Genomic DNA, 24,641 nt, shown 5'->3' on the forward strand with positions numbered 1-24,641 from the left:
TTGATTTGGCGGACTTTTTGCCAAATGAGAATTAGTTGACCATACTATCTACTGACAATATCACCAACCTTTTTATAATATCTGATTGCAAAAAGTGTGACAAATCCAAGCTCATCTCTATTTATACAATCCATATCAGTCATAAATTCTAATAAAGGGTATGGATGTTTCTTTACTATAGGAAAGAATTCCTTCGTCCTTACAGGACGGGATCGTTCATTTAACTGAGTCTTTGTTTAAAAATAATATTATTCTATTTCCCACTTTTGGAAAGTAAGATTTGGTTCTAGAAGGAGGTCTTAGGCCGACACTAACTCTAACTATGGATCTGTCTTGATTTACTTTTATTCGTGAAATCTAAATTCCTAAAGAAGTCAGATAAAGATCAATCGTACCTGTTAAAGTTACAGTATCTTTCAAATCTTCGGTTACAATCGGCCCATTAAGGTTAGCCTGCATCCGGATTAGCGGATTATCTTTATATCTCTGGGGCAGACAATCCGGTGTTTCCTCAGTTATTATGACTTCGTTAACTTGTAGACCAGTCCTGTCTTGAAGAAAATGGTACTCCATCTTGTCTTTTTTATACTCCGGATCCCAGGAGTTAGAATATACTTTATCTTCATATGCTACTCGAGTGATTAATTTTACTTCCTGACTACCTTTGTTAATTTGATCTTGGAATAAAACTATTTTATCTAGTAAGGAAGTGTAATCAGGTCCTTGTTCATATGGATAATCCAAATTCTCTACATATATCTTCAGTACCATTGGAGAGAGGTCTCCCATCTTGCTAAAGATGGGAACTTTTATAAGGTTAGTTTCATGGTCTCCAATAAAAGTACTGGACGTTGGAAGAATGTCACACGGATTGTCATTTAGTGAATATCTATGGTTCCCATCCAATGAAAGAGATATTTCACTACTACCTTTAAATTCATTATTAGGGTCCGGATTTCGGGGTTTTTCACAACCAATAAAAACCATAACTAAACCCACAGAAATTGTCGATAAGAAGATATTAGCCTTTCTCATATTAGTTATTAAGCTTATAAGATTCCATCGATGTAAATAATTCAATGGTCTCCGTAGAATGTACGGTCCTACTTAAAACAGTTTACAGGCTTCTCGGAGAACAATTTAATGTTCTTTCAGAAATCGATTTATTTTCATCACTGATCTTATGCCCAAAAAACAGACAGTAGATTAAGATAAAAAAAACATCTTAAATTTACAATTATGACAAGAAGAAAATTTACATCAAAATTCAAGACTAAGGTAGGAATTCGTAGAATAGATTGTTGAGTCGATACATTTCATCTAAAGTGTTATCTAATACAAAATCGATGTTGGGAACGCGTTGAATATGTTTTTTTAATTCTAGTCCCAAATGCTTATTTTGCATAGTCTAACTTTATTTGTCTACCTCTAAATGGACTATATTTGAAATTAAGTCTTAAAACGGAGGATTAATTGGAGGTATTGTTCTTTTCAAATATCAAATATCTTAATATTTATTTAAGTTTGGGCATGGATTCTCATATAAATGGTAAGCTTCTGTTTCAGATTTTAGATATGGGAGGTCACATAGAAAAAGGATTTGAGTTATGGTAAGGGGGGGCGATATAATTGATTGTTGAGGATAATAGTTATTTTTGCCCCATATAAAAAAAAGTGTTGATTTGTTATTACCAAATACATTTTTAAAAAGAAAGATCGAGTATGTAAAGGGAATTGGTCCAGCCAAGGCCGTTTTATTACAGAAGGAAATAAACTGTTCTACCGTTGAGGATCTTTTACTCGATTTTCCTATTCGGTATCAAGATCGTACGGCCATCACTAATATTCGAGATATTAAGATGGATAAGGAATGGGTTCAACTTAGAGGGATTTTACAGGATTATAGAATTATTGGATCTGGTAGGGGGCAACGATTGGCGGCATTGCTGACCGATGATACTGGTCAGATAGAATTGGTGTGGTTTAAGAGTTTGGATTGGGTAAAGAAAAATTTTATCAAGGGCCAAGAATTTGTAGTTCACGGAAAGGTCAATCAATTTCGCAATAGTTTTAATATAGCTCATCCAGAAATGGAACTGGCCAAGACAAAAGACCTACAATCATTTAAGAGTTTTATTCCTATCTATAGCAGTACAGAAAAATTGACAAAGAGGGGATTGGATTCCAAAGGTAGAATGAAGATTATGAGGAGTTTGGTTAGTTCGTTGTCGCGAAACGATTTTTATGAATACCTGCCTTCTGAAATGATAGAGAAATTTAGATTTTTACCGATTTTCGAAACCATTCAAAACATACACTTTCCGTCCTCGGCCTTAGAATTAAAGAAAGCTGAGAATCGCATAATATTTGAAGAGTTTTTCTTTTTACAACTGAGATTAATCAAGCAGTATTTGGTGAAAAAGAAAAATCTAAAAGGTTTGGTATTTGATAAAGTGGGAGATTTGTTTTTAGATTTTTATCACAATCACCTTCCATTTCAATTGACCAATGCTCAAAAAAGAGTACTGCGAGAAATTAGACGCGACCTCGGTTCTGGAGTCCAAATGAATCGCTTGCTTCAGGGAGATGTGGGAAGTGGCAAAACCATAGTGGGCTTTATGACGGCTTTGTTGGCCAAAGATTGCGGGTATCAATCTTGTCTAATGGCTCCCACTGAGATCTTGGCTCAACAACATTTTCAATCGATCTCAAAACTGGCCAAAGAAATGAAATTTCAAGTGGGGATCTTGACCGGGACGGTGAAGGGCAAACAGCGCAAAGAGTTGTTGCGATTGCTCAAACTAGGAGGTATCGATTTACTCGTAGGGACTCATGCCCTTATCGAAGATCCAGTTATTTTTGACAATTTGGGGTTGGCTATTATCGATGAACAGCATCGATTTGGAGTGGCACAACGGGCTAAGTTGTGGGCAAAAGGCAAGACTCTGCCCCCTCATGTATTGATAATGACGGCTACTCCAATTCCTAGAACACTTCATATGACGACTTATGGTGACTTGGATGTCAGTGTAATCAATGAATTGCCACCAGGCCGAAAGGAGATAAAAACCATGCATAAGACGGAGTTTTATCGCCCAGACATTATAAAATTTATGAAGGTACAGATAGCGGAAGGCAGGCAGGTATATGTGGTCTATCCCCTGATAGAAGAGTCTGAAAATATGGATTTGGAGGATTTAAATAATGGGTATGAAAAACTATTGAATTATTTGCCTCGTCCCAAATATCAGATAGGAGTGGTACACGGTAGAATGAAGCCCGAGGAGAAGGATGCTGAAATGCAGCGATTTGCTGCTGGTACAACCCATGTTCTGGTGTCGACTACGGTGATAGAGGTTGGTGTCAATGTTCCCAATGCTTCGGTGATGGTCATAGAAAATGCCAATAGATTCGGATTGGCTCAATTGCATCAGCTCAGAGGACGGGTAGGTCGTGGAGCGGCTCAGAGTTATTGCATTTTAATGACGGGGAATAAATTAAGTGAGGAGGCCAAGTTGAGATTGGATACCATGGTCCGCACCAACGACGGATTTGAAATCGCAGAGGTTGACTTGGCGCTGAGAGGTCCAGGAAATATTCAGGGTAAGGAGCAAAGTGGAAAATTGGTCTTTAAAAAGGCGGACTTGATAGAGCATAAAAATATTTTGAAAGCATCGAGAGAAGTCGCTCAGGAGATTTTGGAACAAGACCCCGAATTGTTGGCACCTGAAAATAAAGGTCTTAGAAAATACTTGGAGGAGCGCCACGGCAATGCTGCTTTGTGGGCACGTATAAGCTAGGTTTTTGGCTTTTTTGGACAATGTGAATGGAGGTTTTGTGATATTCAGCCAAGTAAATTTTGAAGTAATTGGATGATTATAAATGAAAACTGAGTTGAAATTCGTAATTTGTGAATTATTATCAAACTTGCAAATGAATGGCAAAACGATATAGAGCTACAGGATGTGCAAAATTATTTATTGTACTCCTTATCATCACACCCATCGCCTTTTTTGTAGCGTCCTACGTAAATGGCAAGGATCCTATAAAATTTATCAAAGGCATTTTTGAGAAGACGGAGACCACCGAAATAGTGACTGATTCGGCCAGTCCGCCTCTGAATGACAAAGATCAAAAAATCCAAAAATTGGAAAAGGATGTTGAATTCTACCGATTGGAAGCAGAAAATCTTCAGAAACAACTGGATGACTGCAAAAATGCTTCGAATTGATCTGTGAAAAATCTTTTATTTTAATAATTCTTATCTATAAATAGAAACTAAAATGATTAAAATTTTGGCTAACGATGGCATTGATGCCATAGGTGAAAAAATGCTTCGAGAAGCAGGTTTTGAACTACAACTCGAAAAGATTGCTCAAGAAGATTTGGCAGAACAGCTGAATCAATTTGATGTGATTACGGTGCGAAGTGCCACAAAAATTCGTAAGGAATTGATCGATCAAGCACCCAATCTCAAAGTGATTGCTAGAGGAGGTGTTGGATTGGACAATATCGATGTCGAATATGCGAAAAGCAAAGGAATTGCCGTAATCAATACCCCTGCTGCCAGTTCTTTATCGGTTGCAGAATTGGTTTTTGGGCATATTTTTTCAATTGCAAGATTTTTAAATAATTCCCATCTTGAAATGCCTTCGAAAGGGAATACAGAATTTAAAAAGTTGAAAAAAGACTTTGCAGGTGGTTTTGAACTAAGAGGAAAAACCCTAGGTGTCATAGGGTTGGGACGTATTGGTCAAGAAACGGCAAAAATTGGTTTGGCTTTGGGAATGAATGTAGTGGGAAGTGATCCTATGGTGGATTCAGTAACCTTAGATGTTGCATTACATCCTGCATTTGGAACCAGTGCTCAAGCGACGATTAAAACCATTTCTTTGGACGAATTGCTAGCTCAATCAGATGTTATTTCTTTACATGTACCAGGAGGTGTTATCATCAAAGCAGAAGAGATTGCTAAAGCGAAGGACGGAGTAGTCTTGGTCAATGCTTCTAGAGGTGGAGTGATTGATGAAGATGCTTTGTTGGCAGGTTTGGAATCGGGTAAAGTATTGGGTGCAGGTTTGGATGTTTTTGTAGGTGAGCCTACTCCCCGAACCGATTTGTTGACTCATCCACGAATCTCTACTTCTCCACATATTGGTGCGGCTACCAGTCAGGCACAAGCTAATATAGGTATTGAATTGGCCGAGAAAATCATTGAGATTTTAGGTTAATATTCAGACGGTTTTTATACCAAATAGGTTTATAATTGTCGGTCATATTTCAAATACTTTCAAAATCTAAACCGACATCATAAAACGAAATTGGTATTATAAGGGAAATGAGTAATCGTTTTTAGATTACGCGAGAATAATATTGCCGAGTAAAACTTTTGGGTTTTACTCGGCTTTTTCTTTCCATGTATAGGTGAAATTTTACCGATTTATATTATCAAAGATGTGGATATAGTATTAAATCTTCGCTGAGGTATCAAAGGATTACGGTGTGCGAAGAGAAGCCAACCAATGATCGCGGTATTCTTTTAAAGCTCCCTCTTTAAGCGAATATTTGGAAATGTATATCTCATCAAAGTTTCCTATGTCTAATATCCATTCAATTACTACAAAGGCATATACGGCTAAGTTCACCCTCTTTTGGGGGATAAATTCGTTTTTCATTCTCTCCTCATAGGTAGAAAATATCAATGGTCGAATAAAGCGGTACATATCTTCCAACTGAGCTATGGAACATTTGTCATCGGAATCGATATTAGAGCCCAATGCTTCGGCAATTAATTCGAAACTACCAGCAGCGCCTACCATTTTCTTGGGTTGGTGTTTTTTCAATTGTACAATCAGTCGATGACAGCTTTTGTTCAACCGACTCTTAATCTGTTGAATTTCCTGAAAATTAGCCGGATCTGAAAGTGGTATTTCATTGTTGAGGATTCCCAATCCGATGGCAATACTCTCTTGATATACCGTATTCCCTTCGCGAGTTAAGATAAATTCAATACTGCCACCGCCAATATCCATCATCAGGGCGTGTTCGCTTGCCTGAGGACAAGCCATTGCTATACCTTTTTGGATAAGACTCGCTTCGCGATCTCCATCGATGATCTCGATATCAAATTGAAATCGATTTTTTACTTCTCCAATAAAAGTTTGGGCATTGACCCCACTTCTCAAGGCGGCAGTCCCAATCGCTTTGACTTCATCTACACCGAATTCTGTAATTAAAGCTTTAAACTCGGCCAGTGCTTCCAACCCCCTATGGAGGGCTTCTTCGGCTATAGTATTGATGCCTGTTTGGGCCAAAAAGACGTACTTTCTTCGCTTGTGTAAGATAGTTGTTTGACTTTCATCTATTGTGGCAATTAATAGGTGAAAGGTATTGGACCCAAGATCGATTATGGCTATGTTTTTCTTCAAAATCTGTAATGATATTGTAGACTTAAAAAATAGGTTTTTAATGCAATGGATTCGTCTGGGACTTCTAAGAAATTCGTCATAGACCGAGTATAGGTTGCAAATATTCCATGGTTTCTATTCATCCACAATCCAAATCCTGTAAATAAACTTAAATCATTTTTTTTGACTTTTTCTACGTAGGGTAGAAAATTATTGTACTTAATTTTACTTTCAAGTATCCGACCGGGGACAATTCCAAAATCAAATTGAAATTTGGCTAAACCATTGTCCCACCAAGTAAGATAAGAAATAGATATAGGTATTTGTGCGATATTGTGTGAGATTGAGACTTGTTTTTTAAAAAAAATAGAATTTCTAGATCCAATATTGCGGTATAATAGGTTGATATTTAAGTCCCATCGACGGTGTATTCGATAACTTACTCCTAATCCACCTCCTAATCCTACTTTGTGATAACCAGCAAGTTGGTCTCCTTTAATCTGGGAAAAATTGGTTTCAATAATAATTTGACCAGAAAAAACGTTATTTTGACAAATGCTGCTATCGATAAAATAGAGTGATAGTATAGATATTAGCACATAAATTCTAAAGTAAATTTTTATTTTTACGGGAATATCACTTAGGGTTAAAGTTTTCGTTGGTTGCATTTGGCTAATTAATATGGACATAAAACTTAAATTAAAGATCGGTTATTTTCTTGTTATATTGTTTTTGTCTCCACTTTTTGTTGTAGGACAAGAGAGGATTCAATTGGACAATCCGTCTTTTGAAGATTATCCGAAAGCCAATACTCCTCCTCAGGGATGGACGGATTGCGGATTCGTAGGAGAGACCCCTCCAGATGTTCAACCCTCAGGAGCATTTGGTGTTTTCTGGCCTGCCATGGATGGCAATACCTATTTGGGCATGGTCGCTCGAGATAATGAAACCTACGAAACAGTGGCTCAAAAGCTGTCCCATAAACTGAGAGCGGGAAGCTGTTATCAAATCTCCATGTTTATCTGTAAAAGTTCTGTCTATTACAGCGCGGTCAGCGATAAATTGGAAGAAGGCACCAAAAATTTTATTTCACCGATTAAGATGCGTATTTGGGGGGGATATGATATGTGCAGTAAAAAGGAGTTAATAGGAGAAACAGAGTTGGTCAATAATATGGAATGGATGAAACAATACGTAAAACTCAGCCCCAAAGCTGGTGATTACTCAGTATTGTTCCTCGAAGCATATTACAAAACACCAGTCTTGTTTCCCTACAATGGGAATATCTTAGTCGATGACCTCTCCGATATCACCCTTTTGGATAAATGTAGCGATACTTTGGTTACAGAGGACAATGTAGAGCTGCCATTGGCTACCATCGTTGATCCCGCCGAGAAGATCGATGTCGAAAGAAGAGTTTATAGAATTAATGGAAAAGTAGAGAATGTTCATAATCGGCATAAGATCTACTTAGCTGTCAATGATTTATATATTAAGAATTATACCTTCAATGAGAAGACTGGTGGTTTTTCTGCCTTGGTAATTTTAAGTGAAGGAAAGAATGAAATAAAACTTATCGGGTCCAATGAAGCAGGAACCGATACGGATTCTACCGTTATCCATATCGGTGAACCCAAACGAGTAGTCACAAAAATCCAACCCAAGGAAGGATACGATCCGCCTCCAATGGCTTACAATAAAACCGAAGTAGTGGTAAGTAATTACGGCTTCTCGAGAAAAGAAGATAAAAAGGTTTTGAAGCCCGGAGATATTATCCAATTAGACCATTTACAGTTTAAAGCCAATAGCAGTTTCTTGAGTGATGAAGACTCAGCTGTATTGAGTAAATTGTTGAAGTTTTTGGAGGATTATCCTTCGCTTAAGGTAGAGATCGGTGGCCATACCAATGGTATTCCAGATTGGGATAGCTGTATTAAATTGAGTTCAGAACGCGCCATGGCAGTAGCCGAGTATCTGATTAAAAATGGGATTTCTCACCATAGGTTAAGAGCTGTGGGTTACGGAAAGAAATACCCCATTGCTTCTAATAAAACCCTCGATGGTCGAAAGAAAAACCAAAGAGTAGAAATTAAAATATTGGATTTAGGGGGATAATTTAGTATTGTTTCCAAGAATTGTTTTTACTTTATTTATTCTGAGATCAATACTGTATTTATTAAATCTATGAATTATATCTCCCAGAATATCACATGGTTCAAATATCTATTCATAGTCTACCTTTCTTGTCTCAGTACAATTATTGAATCTCGTCCTTTTATTCGTCCATCAGAGGCCGAACTTCAACCACATCTTATGGACTCCGTGCGACAGAACCTGCCATTTGAAGCAATGTACGACAGTGCTATGGCTTATTCAGTGGACGAATTGGGGAATTGCATCGATGAAGGATGGTTGAAAATTGTTTCTCCTGAGGGAGAAATTATATCCTTGGAAATCAAACATTTTCGGTTTGAATCCAAACTCCGGTTTAGTATGTCAGCACGCAGCGCCGATGACGGATCATCACTCTATCTCTCTGTAGTAGACGGTAGGTACAATGGTGGGGTCCAACTTCCTGAAGGTAATTTTGATATTCATTTTGTGAAAAAAGGATTGGTTGTTTTGACGCGATTGTATCGGGAATTGGGTTCTGTACCATTTCAAGATCGAATTGATAAAGATATCCCCATATTCAAACCCTCAGTTTTGTCAGAACCCGATAATGATTTACCTCAGAATCATTCCAATACGTCAATCTTGTTCTTGTATGGGTTTGAATTGGAATCCAAGAAGTCCAAATCTGAAATTAAAGCCAAGTCAATGCAAATTATCGATTATTTGCGAATGGCTCGAGATCTCAGTGGGATATCTGTCAATAGTATCGATTATACCATGGCAGGTACTGCTTATTTGCCATATAAAACCTTAGGTGTATTGCTCTGTCCAGATTATGGACCATCCGATCTGAGTTATTTGGAGGAAAACGATGAAGTCGGTCGATTGAAAGATCAATATAAAGCTGATTTACTGGTGTTTTTATCACCCAATTACGGTACGGAGTTTCCATTTTTTAGAGGAGTTGCATCTTATGAAAGTGGAATAGCCATAGTTTCATGGGACTATGCCACCAGTACAGGGATATTTACAGGTATTCACGAAATAGGGCATTTGTTCGGCGGAAAACATGAACACTGTATTGATTCTGGCAGTGAGGATTGTATATATGAAGAGGGCTTAGGACGTGGTTATGGATTTGAGTCTCGTAATAAGCAGTGGTATTCCGTAATGGCAACCAACAATAAAGAACGACAATTGGAATATTCCAATCCTAGAAAGACACATCGCAGTTTTGGAAAGGCTCAGGGAAGATTTGGCCTAGAGGATATGACTTTACAATTGACCGAAAATGCCGTGTCTGTGGCACATCGTTATGAAACAACTTCCAAGCGGGTTCAAGTGTCTAGAAGCATTGAGCTGACCCTGCCCAGGATATTTGTGAAGCCGACCTTAAATGATAATATTGTAAATTATCAGATCAGTCCCAATTATATGTCACATCACAGAATTGATAGGGTAGAGTGGACCTTCAGTAATAATGGTCAGGATTTTCAACTTTACGCCAATGATGTAGGTAATCTAATAATCGACAGCCATCATATGCCGCCTTGGTTTTTGCTTAGAGTACAGGTTTGGGATAACTTGGGGAATACGGTTTCCAATACAATAATTGTTTCCAATAACCACTGCAATAACCTTAGTTCCACAACTCGAAACTATATGAGTAAGAATGGTGCAGCTGCCTATGTCCAATCAATAGATGTCAATAAATTACTGATATTGGCGAATGATACTATTGAATATGTAGGTATCACCAATGCCAAAGGGCAAATCATTTATGAAAAAAATGAGGCCAGTGACCAAGTGATTTATGAAATGAATGAGGATTTCCCACCAATGTATTTTATTTATCTATATACCCATGGAGAATGGTTGACATTAAGAGTTCAGATCTAGTATTGTCCAGTGGAATAAAATACGAATTACATTTTATAATGACGGAAAAGATTTCGAGAGTATTTGAAGTTTGACGAGGCTAAAAACACAGGCATAGCCGTAGCTACGGCGAGTATTTTAAACAAAGTAAAACTTCTAATAAATCGAAAGATTACCGTTAATTATAAATGTAATTCGTATAAACTAACCTATGGTGATGGATAGTGATGCCAATGGCAAATATAATTGTCGGTTATTATGCATTTATTTAGGTATAGACACGACTGAATATAGTATGGATATATTATGAAATTGAGCCACTTCATTCAGTCATGCTCGGTCATATTAAGGACATTTGGAATTCTTAATAGAAAATAAAAAAGCCCTGAAAGGGCGTAGTCTAATAGCATAGAGTACATCCCTATGAATTGAATGGTTTCAAGAAAAGAAGTCCTAAAGGGACGACATAATAAATGAAGGTGGAATCCCTACATTTTACGGAACAATCAAGTCGGAGTAAAGGGATGACCGAATAAAGTTGTCCAAGAACAACTTTATTCGACCAATATAATCTTCATTTGCCATTATACGACAATAGCAATAGCGAAATAAAAATAATGGACACCAATGCATTGAATAGTAAGTGCAATCCTAGTCTACTGTGGCTATCTCAAATTCTAGTTTTTCAAAATCCTTCCAAAATTCAGGGTATGATTTTCTAACCACTAAAGGTTCTTCCACTTGGATGGGATGTAGTAAGGCTAATGGGGCAAATGCCATGGCCATACGGTGATCTTCATAGGTAGGGAAGGTAATTGTCTCAGGGAATTGAACCTGACCACTGACTAAGAAATATTCTTTGCCGGTTTGAGGGCTAAATTTTGGAGGCAGTTTGACAAAGGAAACATCCATTTTCCCCAATTCATTGCGCAGGGCGGTGATTCGGTCTGTCTCTTTGATACTCAATGTTTGCAACCCAGTAAACAATCCTTCAACACCCAAACCCGCACAGGTAACAGCAAGGGTTTGTGCAATATCGGGGCAGAGGATAAAGTCGTGTTCAAAGGTAGATTCTACTTCCGATTCTTTGGCAATCACTATGCCCGATTCGTTAAACGCCGTCTTTACTCCAAATGATTTATAAAGTTCAGATGCGATAGCATCACCTTGAAAACTATTTTCAAACAATCCCTTGAGTTCCAAATTTGCCGTTTTGGACAGTGCCACTAAAGAATAATAGTAAGATGCGGCGGACCAATCCGATTCAACCGTGAAGTCTTTGGCTATATAGGGCTGAGCAGGAACGGTGATTACCTGTCCCTCCCAAGTATATTGAATGCCAAATTGTTTCATTATATCCAAGGTCAATTCGATATAAGACCTTGAAACAATGTCCCCTTCCAACTCCAATATCAAACCTTCAGGAAGACTGGGAGCGATCAATAATAAGGCAGTGATAAATTGTGAACTGATCTGACTATTTACCTTCAATCGATTGGTCTTGTCGGTATTGGCCGGTTGAAACTTTAATGGTGGATAGCCTTCATTTTCCAGGTAGGTAATGTTGGCTCCCAATGCTCTCAATGGTTCCACTAATCCACCAATAGGACGTTTTTTCATTCGATCCGATCCGGTGAGAACACAAGTCTTATTTTGAATGGATAAAAATGCGGTTAAGAATCGAAATGTAGTTCCAGCAGCACCTACATCGTATACATCACCTTCTGATTGCAAAATATTGGATAAGGCTACAGTATCGTTGCTGGTCGAAAGGTGGTGGATATCAAATTTTTTTTCAGTCAATGCCTGAATAATCAATACTCGGTTGCTTATACTCTTGGATCCATCTAATGAGATGGTAGCTGAAATAGGACTATTATTCTTTCTTGAAATCTTAATCGTTCTGTTATCCATATTGTTTTTTCTTATTGGTCAATTGGTATTTAAAAGAAAGAGATATTACGGACTCTTTAATGTCGAGTAATATCTCTTTTCAATCAATGCCCAAAGGTAATTATTTTTTATTCTTCCTCCTTAACCTCCTTTGAATATCTAGAGTTAGGTTTGTCTTTAAATTTATTCGGTAAAAACTGTTCTTCTTCGATCCTAAAAGCCTTGATGATTTCTTTGACCAACCTGTGTCTGACCACATCTTGTTCATCGAGTTTAATAAAATCGATGCCACTGATAGGTTCTAGTATTTCAACGGCTTTAACCAAACCCGATTTTTGACTTCGAGGTAGGTCTACCTGAGACATATCACCGGTAATCATACATTTGGCAGATGGCCCTAGTCGAGTAAGAAACATCTTAATCTGAGGCAGGGTACAGTTTTGTGCTTCATCCAATATAATGAAGGCATTGTCGAGGGTTCGTCCTCTCATATAGGCTAGGGGAGCGATCTCTATGATTCTCGATTCCATGAGGAGGTTGAGTTTCTCGGCTGGTATCATATCGTCCAATGCATCGTATAGTGGACGCAGGTATGGATCTACTTTGTCTTTGAGATCGCCAGGGAGAAATCCTAGATTTTCTCCAGCTTCTACTGCCGGCCTTGTAAGAATTATTTTTTTAATGGTTTTGTGCTTCAATGCACGCACTGCGAGAGCCACTGCGGTATAGGTTTTTCCTGTTCCTGCTGGACCAATGGCAAAAACCACATCGTTTTCGTCAATGGATTCTACCATGCGTTTTTGGTTCCTTGTGCGGGCTTTGATCACCTTTCCACTCCGTCCGTGTACTATGACGGTTTTAGGATTGCCATTGGTATCGTTTTCGATAAAAACATTTTCGCCGTTTACAACATCTTTTACAGTGTGATTGTCCAATCTCTTATTGTTCTTTAAAAACCTCACCATGGTTTCTAGATTGGCCTTGGCACTTTGGCTGGATTTTTTGTCGCCATTGATTTTCAAATAATTTCCTCTCGAAACAATCTGTAGCTCCGGATAAGCATCCTTTACTATATTGAGGTGTATATTTCTTTCGCCATATAATTCGCGTAAATCAACACCATCTATAGTTAAAACGATTTCACTCAAATGATAAATTTTTGATGTTTAAATTATAATTGTATTACTTCTTCAATATACAATGAAATTGTGAAACTAATGTTTATCAAATAATTAAATACTAAATCAATAGCTTCTTTTCACTATGCAAATATAGGTAAATTGATGCTTATTTTATTGAGGAAGTTGATGAAGGTCATTACTTTGTAGGCTAATTTTAATGCCTTTCTTATTTTATTATTAATTTTTTTGTGACCAGAAGACCTCGTCAATATTTAAGTACAATAAGGAGAAAACTTGTTGGGGGATTATGAGAAAATCCTAAATAGGGGTATACATGGTGGTGAACAATACCTACATCGAGTCATAGTGTATATCATTGGAAGAGTTCATAAATTCAGTAAATTTTTCTCTTATTGTTGTTTGAGAAATTATAATATTTACTATTGACAAAATTCATATATCCCTATCGCTGATGGTGTGAAAATATAATGTATATGAATGTGGGGTCAATACTATTTTTTGATTCTGAAATTCATATAAAAATTTTATCTATATAATATATAATATGTCATGACAGAATAGCTGGAGAATGTATATGGATATATTCCAAAATTATCAAACAGAAAGTTGTCGGATAGTAAATAGAATATAGTAGTTTTGTTTGATGAGTATAGTTCGTGTCGTACATTTGTATTTCTCTGAAGACTACCTTGAAGAATTTGAGAAAGCATTTGAGAAATATAAACCCGAATTGTTACAACAGGACGGCTGTTTTGACGTTCATTTATATCGGGTACTTGGGTCAAATGGAGAAATGGCAACCCTGAGTGTATGGAGGGATGAAGCCAGTCTGGACAAGTATCGCAAGGGAACCGTATTTAGATCGATGTGGGAACGGATAAAACCCAATTTTATTAAAAAGCCGATAGCGAAAAGTTTAGAAGCTATCCACTAAAATTTTTAAAACAATAGTTGATGAAGCAGATTGCATTGCAGGATTACAGTGTTTCGATAGGAAACATGTGGGCTGGACTACAAAACGTAGTCGATTTCAATTCCGTGAGTAAATATTTTGTACTGGTAGACGCTATGACTAGAGAGTATTGTTTACCTGAATTTTTGGCCCTCAGTCGACTAGAACCCGACGCCATAATTGAGATTCAGGCTGGCGAACACTTTAAAACCATAGATACTTGTCAACATGTGTGGAACGAATTGTTTCATCATCAAGCAGATCGAAACTCATTGCTTATTAACTTGGGTGGAGGAGTAGTAGGAGATTTAGGTGGTTTTGTAGCCAGTACCTATAAGAGAGGAATTAAATTTATTCAGGTACCCACTACTTTGTTGAGTCAGTTGGATGCCAGTATTGGAGGCAAAGTAGGTATAGACTTTTTAGGATTGAAGAATGCCTTGGGTGTATTCAAAAATCCAAGTGCGGTATTTATTTATCCAGGTTTTTACAAGACATTGTCTGATAGACAGTTGAAGAGTGGATACGCTGAGGCCCTCAAGCACGCTTTGATAGCGGACAAACCGATGTGGGAGGAGATAAAAATCAACGGTGATATTCGATCTACGGATTGGATTTCTTTCTTGGAGAAGTCTTTATTGATCAAGAAAAGAATAGTGGAAATAGATCCTTTGGAAAAAGGTCCGCGAAAAGCCTTGAATTTTGGTCATACCATTGGACATGCTATTGAGAGTATCGCTTTGGATACCGATGCTACCTTGCTCCACGGAGAAGCGGTATTGTTGGGTATGATAGCCGAAAGTTATATTGCATTTACCAAAGGCTTGTTGAAAGAAGAAGAGTTGGCAGATATTACTACATCTTTGTCTACTTTTGTCGACTTTGAATTTGATATTGAAAATAGAGATTTAATATATAACCTTGTAAAAGGGGATAAGAAAAACGAAGGCAACAAGATTTTATGTACCTTGTTGAACAGTATAGGTCAATATGCGATTAATCAAGAAATAAGTCTTGAGGAAATCAATGCAGGACTGAATTATTTAGAAGAACAATTTGATTTAAAAAATGTCTGATAAGGAAAGTAATTTATCTTCAGAACCAACTGCTGAAAAAAAGTGGAAAAAGACCTTGGTTCGAGGGTTGTGGATGGCTATTTTCGGGGGCTTCTTGGCCGCCTTTTTCATCATATTTATATTTAGCCTACAAAAGCTGCCAACATTTGACGATTTAGAAAATCCTACCGATGATATTGCTACCGAAGTATACTTCAGTGACAATACCGAGATGGGACGTTTTTTTATCGAAAATCGGGTACCCATAACCTATGAAGAGATTTCTCCGAATGTCATCAATGCTTTGATATCGACTGAAGATGAACGATATTACGGTCATTCAGGTATCGATTTTATGGCCTTGGTCCGAGTGGCAGTGAAAAGTCTGATCTTGGGGCAGAAAAATTCTGGTGGGGGAAGTACTATTACCCAGCAATTGGCCAAACTCTTGTATACTGAGAAGCCCGCAGGCAGCATATTTCAAAGAGCACCACAAAAACTGAAAGAGTGGATAACCGCAGTGAAATTGGAGCGCAGCTATACCAAGGAAGAGATTATTACCATGTATTTGAATGAGTTTGATTTCTTGTACGATTCTCACGGTATTCGAGCAGCTTCGGAAACCTATTTCAATACATCTCCATCTTCGCTGACGCTCAATGAGGCTGCTACTTTGGTGGGTATGCTTAAAAATCCTACTCAATACAATCCCCGCATTTCGCCTGAAAAAGCCATTAGCAGACGAAATGTAGTCCTCGGCCAAATGGAAAAACATGACCATATAGATAAGGCTACCCTAGATTCTTTGAAGGGACTGCCCATCGATATGACAGAATTTAGTCGGACGGCCCACGATAAAGGACCAGCCCCTTATTTTAGAATGGAGCTCAAAAAACACGTCAATAAGATACTTTCTGAAAAAGCATATCTTAAACCCGATGGCAGTAAATGGCATTTGGAAAAAGATGGTTTGAAAATTTATACCACTTTGGATCGCAGAATGCAAATGCATGCTGAGAATGCTGTGGAATGGCATTTGAAAAACCTTCAACCCAAGTTGTTCAAGCACTGGGGTTATGGAGCGACCCCTTGGTCTTATGGGACGGATAAGGAATACGTAAAGTTGAAATACCGTCAATTGGACAATTTAAAAATGGAATCATCTCGATACAAAGCCATGAAGGCCGCAGAATTTGATCCATATATTAGCGAAATCGAATCGGTGTACGGCAATGTAGAATTTACTCCATATACTATGGTAGTGCTGACTAGTGCTGCAGAGGGAGACGAATATTTTCAGGCATTGATCGATGAGAAAGTCATCAGTGAGGATAGGGCAAAGTATTTGTTGAAGGTGGCCAAAAGTAAAGAATTTCAATTGGTAAAGGAGAAATGGGAAAGTTTCAATAAAAAGGCCGATAAGGTCTTTAATACTCCCATTGAAATGTCTGTTTTTGCCTATAACGAAGACCATCATGTAGATACTATAATGTCTCCTATGGACTCTATTCGGTATCATCGGATGATCCTCCAAGCTGGGGTTCTGGCTATTGAGCCGGGTACGGGATATGTAAAAGCTTGGGTTGGTGGTGCGAATTTTAAATATTTTCAGCAAGATCATATTTACACTCGTCGTCAAGTGGGATCGACTTTTAAACCTTTTATTTATTCTACCTCGATAGCCATTCAAGGGATATCGCCTTGTACCAAAGTCCAGGACATCCCCTATACCATTGTTCCAGGGGAAAGCAATTTTAACTTGATCAAAGAATGGACACCTAAAAATGCCAATGGGGAATATCTTTATGAACCCATAACCCTATATCAGGGACTGAGAGAATCCAAAAACTCTATCAGCGTATACCTCATCAAAGAATTGCGCGATGTGGCTCCTGTGATTAAACTGGTTTCCAATATGGGAATAGACCCTTCTTACTTGCCCAATGAACCATCGATATGCCTTGGGGTTCCGGATTTGTCATTGATGCAGATGACAGGTGCTTATACCACTTTTGCCAATAATGGAAATTATGTAACACCGACTTTTATCAGAATGATAACCGATGAAAACGGCAAGGTTATTTACAAATCAATTACCGAAGAACAACAAGCTCTTCAACCCGACGCCAATTACGTGATGGTGGATATGCTCAAAAATGTAGCGAGAGGAAGACCTGGAATCAACCAGTTGAAAACCGTGAACGGTGGTAAAACTGGTACAACCCAAAATCAAACCGATGGATGGTATATGGGAATTACTCCCAATCTAGTCACTGGAGTATGGGTAGGTGGAGAGGATCGATGGATAAGATTTAGATCGTTGGCCATGGGACAGGGCTCTGTTTTGGCTAGACCTATATTTTCTGAGTTTTTAAAGAACGTTGAAAATGATCCTGAATTAAATTTTGATACTCAAGCTCAATTCTTTAAACCACCCGGTGAATTGGATATAAATATTGATTGTGAACTCTACGAGCAGCAAGAGAAGAATCTAGATCATCCGGAAGACAGTCCTATTGAGGAAGAATTTTTTGAAGGCTAATATCGAAGGATAAAAATCCACCTGCGTAATGAATAGATTAATACACTTTTTTCTATTGTTCATCCTATTGAATGGATTGGTTAGTTGTGACCAAGAGGTTCAAACAGAGGAAAAAGTATTGATAACTGAGGTAAATATTGATCTCGACTCAGTAGTTTTTCAAAAATTATACAATTTTAAAGATCGTTGGCAAGTAGATTCCCTATTGATGTACTTGAAAAATGACGATCCTTCATTTCGGGCTTTGGCGGCTCAACTGTTGGCCGATTTGCCAGATGTACAATGGGTGGAACCTGTGGGCCAACTCGTAAACGACAATATAGTCGAAGTTCGTCGAGCTGCCTTGTATGCACTCGGACAGCTGCGCGATGGAAGTGCTCTGCCCTATATTATGCAAATTTTTACCAATCAAGATAGTTTAGGTGTAGATCCATTGTCCTTTAAATACGCCTTGGAGGCTGTAGGTAAATGCGGAGATAGTAGTTATTTGACTTCTCTGTCCACGATATCAACCTATCAATACGAAGATGTTTTACTGTTAGAAGGCCAATGTTTAGGCGTTTTTCAAATGGGGTTGAGAGGATACACTAACGATGAATCGACTCAGCTTATGGTAGATTATCTGGTAGATACCTTATATCCCAATTCGGTGAGAAGATTGGCTGGTCAATACATCGCATCCTATTCATCTGAAGATTTGACGAAGTTTCGAAGAGATTTACAGTCGGTTTACGAAGGAGAAACCGATGTCGAAATTAGGATGTTTTTAGCGGAAGCCATGGGCAAAACAGGGAGTTCTGCATATCAGTGGTTGGCAAAAAATCTCCGAAGTGAAAAGGATGAGAGAGTTCGAATCCAACTTTTAAAAGGTAGTTTGCATTTGCCATTATCTCAAATGCACAACATTCTAGTCATCGGTATTAGAGATAGAGATTTATCCGTCAGCAATACGGCCGCAGAATATATGTTGGAAAGAGGTTCTTCTGCATACTCAAAATCGTATACGGATTGGGCATTTGGCAATTTCCCCCCGTCAGTAAAGGCTAAAATATTTGCCTTGGTAAATAAATACAACGGCAATTCTAGATTTAAAATGATGACTCAACAACTGCTGTATCAGGAGTATGGTAGGACATCAGATTTTTATATCAAATCAGAGCTTATTAAAGCTTGCGGTTATAATGTCAATAGTCAAAACCAATTATTGAATTGGTATAATCCAGATCATAGTCCAATTGTGAAGTCCAGTATAATTGAAGCTTTGATAAATATGGGTGAACAACGTCCTTCATCTTTGATATCGAGAAGTTTGACATTTTTAGAGGAAGAATGGAGGTCAGGTGATATTGGTGCCCTCTGCTTGATTAGCCCTTTTATAGCCGATCACCCAGAATTATTTAATGAATTGGCATCCGATGAAGCCATTTGGTCTTCGACCATGAGTCAATTGCCTATGCCTTCTGGGGTAGAGGCTATGATATGTTTAAAGCAAGCCTATGCCTCATTGTTTAATCAAGAATATGATGATCAGTTTTATCAGACGGATCGATATTATACCCATCCTATAGATTGGGAAAATTACAAGGCCATACCAGATAATGTCACAGCCGAAGTGATTACAGGAAAGGGTAGTTTCAAAATAGAACTATACAAAGAGCACGCCCCGGGAACTGTGGTGAATTTTGTCGAATTGGCGGAAACTGGATATTACAACGACAAAGTATTTCATCGAGTTGTGCCCAATTTTGTGGTTCAAGGTGGGGGGAATAGAGGAGATGGCTATGGTAGTCTAGATTATACCATACGTTCAGAATTGGGACCTAAATATTTTGACCGTTCAGGATTATTGGGGATGGCATCTGCGGGCAATCATACTGAGAGTCAACAATGGTTTGTCACACTTCGACCCACACCTCACCTCAATGGCAAATACACGATATTTGGCAAGGTGATCGAAAACTTTGATCTGATTTTGAATCTGGAGCCCGGTGATAAAATTGAAAAAATAATTATAGAAAAATAAATAATAAGTGATGACAAAGTTGACCCCACTGTATGATTTTCATGTAAATCAAGGCGCAAAAATGACTGATTTTGCCGGGTATATGATGCCTATTCAATACAGCGGTATTCAGGAAGAGCATATGGCGGTAAGACAAAAAGCTGGATTGTTTGATGTATCTCACATGGGTGAGTTTATGGTGGAAGGAGAAGATGCTTTGGCCGTGCTTCAAAAGATCACTACCAACAATGTCAAATCACTTAAAATTGGCCAAGCGCAATATACTTTGATGACCAACGAAGAGGGAGGGATAATCGACGACTTAATAATATATCGTCTCGATGAACAGAAGTATTTAATGGTGGTCAATGCTTCCAATATTAAGAAGGATTGGGATTGGTTAATCGAAAATAAAACCTTGAATTGTAGAACCGAGAATGTTTCAGAACAAACTGGTCTGATTGCATTACAGGGGCCAAAGGCCATTCAGATTCTCAAGAGATTGACTGATAGCGATATAGAATCTCTCGAATACTATCACTGTATGATGGGCCAGGTGGCCGGTGCATCATCGGTTCTGATCTCTGCTACCGGTTATACTGGCAGTGGAGGATTTGAACTATATATCAATTCTGATCAACTCGTTTCAGTTTGGAACGATATTTGGGAAATAGGTCAACAGGAAGGGCTGCAGTTGGCTGGTCTGGGATGTAGAGATACGCTGCGACTGGAAATGGGTTATTGTCTGTACGGCAATGACATCGATGAAACTACAAGTCCTTTGGAGGCTGGATTGGGCTGGGTCACCAAGCTGAAAAAGACTGACTTTATAGGACAATCGGCTTTGATTAAACAAAAAGAAAAGGGAGTTGTTAGAAAGTTAATTGGTTTTAAAATGGATGGCAAAAGAGTTGCGCGATCTGGATATAATATCCTAGATGGTAAAGGCAAAGTTGTCGGCGAGGTTCGTTCTGGTACTTTTTCGCCCTGTTTACAAACACCAATTGGCTTAGGGTATATTCCCAAAGACTATGAAATAAACAATAAGAGAATCACTATATCAAATGGTCGTAAGAACTTTGATGCAGAAATAGTGAAAACTCCGTTTATTAATGTAAATGAGTATGGAAATTGATGTAACAAGTGGAATCAGAAAAGATTTTATCAAGGATTGGTCTGAAGTCGCCACGGCTTGGGGTATCAGTAAAAAAATGGCAGCTATACACGGGTATTTATTGACGGCAGAAAAACAAGTTTCTGCAGAGGAAATACAGCGAGATTTGGAAATTTCGAGGGGCTGTATCTCGACCAATCTCAGTCATCTGGAAAGCGCCGGTTTGGTTCGCAAAATTTATATTAAAGATTCGAGGAAAGAATATTACGAAGCGGAAAAAAACACTTATAAAATTCTTCAAGCTGTAATCTCAATACGAAGAGAAAAAGAATTGACGCCACTTCTCACCATGATGGAAAAATACTGTCCCACTCGAATGAATGGAGAGTTGTCTTCCGATTCTATAAATTTAATCTGTGATATGAGGCATTATGCCGTAAAGTCCGATCGTTTCTTGTCTATGTTGGAGAATAAAGATGAATCTCTATTTGTTCGATCTTTCCTCAATATGATTAAATAAAATCTATTGTTTTCTGTGGTTTAAAGATGATTTAGCCTTGTCTAACGGCTATCCCACCCGAGAGACGGAACTCTCGGTTTCTTCGCCCATTATTATATTATTACTTCAATCGTAGTTTATGCTTGTCAATCTTAAAGTAGTGTGGTCACGACACGGAGGTCGTGACTTCACTCGCCCTGGCTTCCCCACCCACGACACAGAGGTCGTGGTTCCCTCATCAAATGCCTATTTAAGGCATTTGGTTACTCTAAAGAGCAACTACATTCGGTCATATTTAGGACATCGGGTTGCCTTTTGGCAACTACATTCAGTCATTCAAAATCTTAACCGACATCATAAAACGTATTTGGTATTAATCCTGTTCAGACCACTGTGCTGCGGCGTGACTGTACCGTATGTCGATAGCGAATTTCATGGAATCTCGTCATTCTCACCGTGGCATGACCAGATTATATAATAATTTCACTGCCGATTTAATTCGTATAAATTGCTGTCACTTCGTGGCGCTGTGGTGAACGAATGAAATTGTCAATAGGACAACTTCATTCGTTCAGTATAAAATGTATTTCGTATTAGACTTTTATTGCGTATTTTTATTCTATGCAAATGGGACGAATACAGATAGATAATTGTATGATTCACGGTGATTTATGGCGTCGTGCACTATTGCATAAAGATAGAGGTTTGCCTTCTGAATTCTACCTGGTTATTCAAATGGAAGATAAGGTCAGGACTGGGAAGTCTCTTGGTTTTATAGGTATAGTTGATTATCAAAATTTATCGTCGATATGGCCTCATGAAGATACCATGGAAGCTGTGGTAGAAAAGAAAAAAATGGAGTTTTTAAAGGAGGGAAACATTGAAAAACCCATCCTAGTTATTTATCCTAGACATGCTCTAATCTATCATCATTTACAGCGAGGATTAGAAGAAGGCGGTTTGGTTTACTGTGATGATACTGAATCTTGCCAAACTCAATTATTTCTTCCACACAATCCTTCTTGGCAAAATGATTTGGAAACATTGATGCAAGAAATTGATCACGGAGTAATAGCCGATGGACATCATCGTATGGATGCTTTCAAGTCGATGTGCGTTTCTCAACCAGATATGGATATTGGTTTACCTGTAGTATGGATGGATTTTGATCAGATTACAGTTTATTCATTTTATAGAAACCTTGACATTTCACATGAATTAGCAGAGGAATTTTGGTTTTATTTATTGTCTTTGGCTGATGTGGTGGAAGGAGTTGAAAGGTGGAAGGCCGGTATATTTTATTGTCAATACAACTCAGTTGATTATTTAATGCGGTGGAAATCACATGAAAATAATCCATCTTCACAAGGATACAGGGATATATTATTCTTCCAAAATACCCTGTTGGATGGTTGGAATAAAGAATATTCTCTATATTACAATAACCCTTTTTTCAATAAAACTGGATCTAATAGTTACAGTGAATCAGCTAAGGATACGATTTTTGTATTTCAGTTTTATCCCATTTCTCCCCAAGAATTATTTCGCGCTGTAAAAGAGGATATTGTGTTACCCCCCAAATCAACTTATTTCTTGCCGAGGATATCCAAAAATATGATTAGGTGTAATCTATCATAAATTGTATAGGTTATTGGGATCTCCATAATGGCGAGTCAGGGCATATACTATCTGCTCATTTATTATATATTGAAGTTGAGGAATATAATTTTTTTAGGTAAGCTGGGAGATTGTCGGGTTGAAACCATAAGATTATATATATTGGACTTTCAAATAGACTGAAGATGTAAAGCTTAGGAGTTTTGCAACACGAATTAAACCCATCGCAATGAATAATGCAAAAAGGTATATTACCGCGGATGAAATATATCCTGTTATTGGAGACAAACTGACAGATAAGGTCTTGGTATTCGAAGGTGAGACTATCGTAGACATTATCGGTGTCAATGAAGTAGATGATTCAAAAGTTGAAAAATACCATGGTTTATTAATGCCTGGATTTGTCAATGCTCATTGTCATTTGGAATTGTCTCATATGAAGGGTAAAATTCCCACGGGCAGCGGACTCTTATCTTTTTTGTATGCCGTTGTATCCATGCGATCTTTTCCCGAGGAAGAAATTATGGAAGCCATTGCCAAAGCGGATAAAGAAATGTGGGAAAACGGTATAGTGGCGGTGGGAGATATCTGTAATACGCCTCATACTTCAGAGACAAAAAGTAAGAGCAAAATAATGTATCACTCTTTTGTGGAAATGTTTGATTTCCTGCAGGATGATCAAGCGGATCATCATTTTGATCAATACTATCCAAGTTATCTTTCAATGCCCAGCAATGGGTTTCATTCCAAATCTATCGTTCCCCATGCGCCTTATACAGTGAGTAATTCTCTGTATAATAAAATCAATAAAGCTGAGCATCAATCGGCCATTTCGAGTATTCATATGTTGGAAAGTCAGGATGAAAACTATTTTTGCAGCGGCAAAGACAGCGGATATTACGATTTTTACCGATCCCTAGGCATGGATATCCCTAGGTTCAATGGTCATGCCAACAATGCATTACATCATTATTTGTCGCAGAAAAATCAACCCGATCACGTACTCTTTGTTCACGGTACCATTATGGGCGCTGAAGATATTGCCCTTATCAAAAAACAGGTAAAAAATCCCTATTTGGTAAGTTGTCCCAACGCCAATTTATTTATTGAGAATAAATTGCCCCGATATGCCGATTGGCAGAAATCTGACATCCCTATTTGTTTGGGCACCGATAGCTATAGTTCCAATTGGCAACTCTCTATTTTTCAAGAAATGAAAACTATTGCCAAATATCAATCCCACATTTCCTTTTTGGACATGATGGCTTGGGCTACTATAAATGGTGCTGCCGCTTTGGGTAAGTCCGATATTTTGGGGTCATTGGAAATCGGAAAATCTCCTGGTTTGGTGAATTTTAAGGGCAGTGTCGAACATATTTTCGAAGACAATGAAGAAGGGATTCGAGTTCTTTAATTTTTAAAAAT

At 38.1% G+C, this 24,641-nt stretch carries 19 protein-coding genes; 13 read left to right on the forward strand and 6 right to left on the reverse strand.

The window, feature by feature from the left end; all coding sequences use genetic code 11:
• Positions 1–357 precede the first annotated feature (357 nt).
• Complete coding sequence (locus LVD51_RS16335; RefSeq protein WP_236972433.1) at positions 358–1,035, reverse strand: hypothetical protein; 678 nt, start codon at positions 1,033–1,035, stop codon at positions 358–360.
• Positions 1,036–1,273: 238 nt separating this feature from the next.
• Complete coding sequence (locus tag LVD51_RS20045) at positions 1,274–1,405, reverse strand: hypothetical protein (RefSeq protein ID WP_262912798.1); 132 nt, start codon at positions 1,403–1,405, stop codon at positions 1,274–1,276.
• 277 nt (positions 1,406–1,682) lie between these two features.
• On the opposite strand from LVD51_RS20045, the gene recG reads away from it, so the two are divergent.
• From recG to LVD51_RS16350, 3 genes are all read left to right on the forward strand, one after another.
• Positions 1,683–3,800: an ATP-dependent DNA helicase RecG gene (gene recG / locus LVD51_RS16340; RefSeq protein WP_236972434.1), complete on the forward strand. Its 2,118-nt coding sequence runs from the start codon at positions 1,683–1,685 to the stop codon at positions 3,798–3,800.
• Positions 3,801–3,937: 137 nt separating this feature from the next.
• Complete coding sequence (locus LVD51_RS16345) at positions 3,938–4,231, forward strand: hypothetical protein (protein ID WP_236972435.1); 294 nt, start codon at positions 3,938–3,940, stop codon at positions 4,229–4,231.
• A 52-nt stretch (positions 4,232–4,283) separates the two neighbouring features.
• Positions 4,284–5,231, forward strand: a complete 948-nt coding sequence (locus tag LVD51_RS16350) for a D-2-hydroxyacid dehydrogenase (protein WP_236972436.1) — start codon at positions 4,284–4,286, stop codon at positions 5,229–5,231.
• Between the two features lie 264 nt (positions 5,232–5,495).
• Here LVD51_RS16350 and LVD51_RS16355 read toward each other — a convergent pair whose 3' ends face one another.
• Together LVD51_RS16355 and LVD51_RS16360 are read right to left on the reverse strand one after the other, a co-directional pair.
• On the reverse strand, positions 5,496–6,428 hold the full coding sequence (locus LVD51_RS16355; RefSeq protein WP_236972437.1) for a Ppx/GppA phosphatase family protein: 933 nt from the start codon (positions 6,426–6,428) through the stop codon (positions 5,496–5,498).
• Positions 6,425–7,075: a hypothetical protein gene (locus tag LVD51_RS16360; protein WP_236972438.1), complete on the reverse strand. Its 651-nt coding sequence runs from the start codon at positions 7,073–7,075 to the stop codon at positions 6,425–6,427. The genes LVD51_RS16355 and LVD51_RS16360 overlap by 4 nt, the downstream gene beginning before the upstream one ends.
• 13 nt (positions 7,076–7,088) lie before the next feature.
• Between LVD51_RS16360 and LVD51_RS16365 the strand changes: the two genes are divergently transcribed.
• Both LVD51_RS16365 and LVD51_RS16370 read left to right on the forward strand, forming a co-directional pair.
• Entirely contained in the window at positions 7,089–8,522 is a 1,434-nt protein-coding gene (locus tag LVD51_RS16365) for an OmpA family protein (protein ID WP_236972439.1), read from the forward strand.
• 69 nt (positions 8,523–8,591) lie between these two features.
• Positions 8,592–10,421, forward strand: coding sequence for a M12 family metallo-peptidase (locus LVD51_RS16370; protein WP_236972440.1), 1,830 nt, complete (start codon positions 8,592–8,594; stop codon positions 10,419–10,421).
• A 630-nt stretch (positions 10,422–11,051) separates the two neighbouring features.
• Here the strand turns inward: LVD51_RS16370 and LVD51_RS16375 are convergent.
• Both LVD51_RS16375 and LVD51_RS16380 read right to left on the reverse strand, forming a co-directional pair.
• Positions 11,052–12,314 (reverse strand): 3-phosphoshikimate 1-carboxyvinyltransferase, encoded by a 1,263-nt coding sequence (locus tag LVD51_RS16375; protein WP_236972441.1) that lies wholly within the window; start codon positions 12,312–12,314, stop codon positions 11,052–11,054.
• 107 nt (positions 12,315–12,421) lie between these two features.
• Positions 12,422–13,441 (reverse strand): PhoH family protein, encoded by a 1,020-nt coding sequence (locus tag LVD51_RS16380; RefSeq protein ID WP_236972442.1) that lies wholly within the window; start codon positions 13,439–13,441, stop codon positions 12,422–12,424.
• Between the two features lie 637 nt (positions 13,442–14,078).
• Here LVD51_RS16380 and LVD51_RS16385 point away from each other — a divergent pair.
• The 8 genes from LVD51_RS16385 to LVD51_RS16420 all read left to right on the forward strand — a co-directional run bounded on the left by LVD51_RS16385 (position 14,079) and on the right by LVD51_RS16420 (position 24,630).
• Positions 14,079–14,369 carry a putative quinol monooxygenase gene (locus tag LVD51_RS16385; protein ID WP_236972443.1) on the forward strand — a complete coding sequence of 97 codons (291 nt, stop codon included), beginning with the start codon at positions 14,079–14,081 and terminating at the stop codon, positions 14,367–14,369.
• A gap of 20 nt (positions 14,370–14,389) precedes the next feature.
• Positions 14,390–15,463 (forward strand): 3-dehydroquinate synthase, encoded by a 1,074-nt coding sequence (gene aroB, locus LVD51_RS16390; RefSeq protein ID WP_236972444.1) that lies wholly within the window; start codon positions 14,390–14,392, stop codon positions 15,461–15,463.
• Complete coding sequence (locus LVD51_RS16395; protein ID WP_236972445.1) at positions 15,456–17,984, forward strand: transglycosylase domain-containing protein; 2,529 nt, start codon at positions 15,456–15,458, stop codon at positions 17,982–17,984. The genes aroB and LVD51_RS16395 overlap by 8 nt, the downstream gene beginning before the upstream one ends.
• A gap of 28 nt (positions 17,985–18,012) precedes the next feature.
• Positions 18,013–20,007, forward strand: a complete 1,995-nt coding sequence (locus LVD51_RS16400) for a peptidylprolyl isomerase (RefSeq protein WP_236972446.1) — start codon at positions 18,013–18,015, stop codon at positions 20,005–20,007.
• 10 nt (positions 20,008–20,017) lie between these two features.
• Positions 20,018–21,121, forward strand: a complete 1,104-nt coding sequence (gcvT, locus tag LVD51_RS16405; RefSeq protein ID WP_236972447.1) for a glycine cleavage system aminomethyltransferase GcvT — start codon at positions 20,018–20,020, stop codon at positions 21,119–21,121.
• Positions 21,111–21,620: a GbsR/MarR family transcriptional regulator gene (locus LVD51_RS16410; RefSeq protein ID WP_236972448.1), complete on the forward strand. Its 510-nt coding sequence runs from the start codon at positions 21,111–21,113 to the stop codon at positions 21,618–21,620. Before gcvT ends, LVD51_RS16410 begins: the two co-directional genes overlap by 11 nt.
• Positions 21,621–22,226: 606 nt before the next feature.
• The gene (locus tag LVD51_RS16415) at positions 22,227–23,237 is read left to right on the forward strand and encodes a DUF1015 family protein (RefSeq protein WP_236972449.1); all 1,011 of its coding nucleotides are present in this window, start codon (positions 22,227–22,229) and stop codon (positions 23,235–23,237) included.
• A 208-nt stretch (positions 23,238–23,445) separates the two neighbouring features.
• A complete protein-coding gene (locus LVD51_RS16420; protein ID WP_236972450.1) occupies positions 23,446–24,630 on the forward strand; it encodes an amidohydrolase family protein in 1,185 nt (394 codons plus the stop codon).
• Positions 24,631–24,641 lie beyond the last annotated feature (11 nt).

It is taken from the genome of Membranihabitans marinus (assembly GCF_021729155.1).
Classification (GTDB): Bacteria; Bacteroidota; Bacteroidia; order Chitinophagales; family Saprospiraceae; genus Membranihabitans; species Membranihabitans marinus.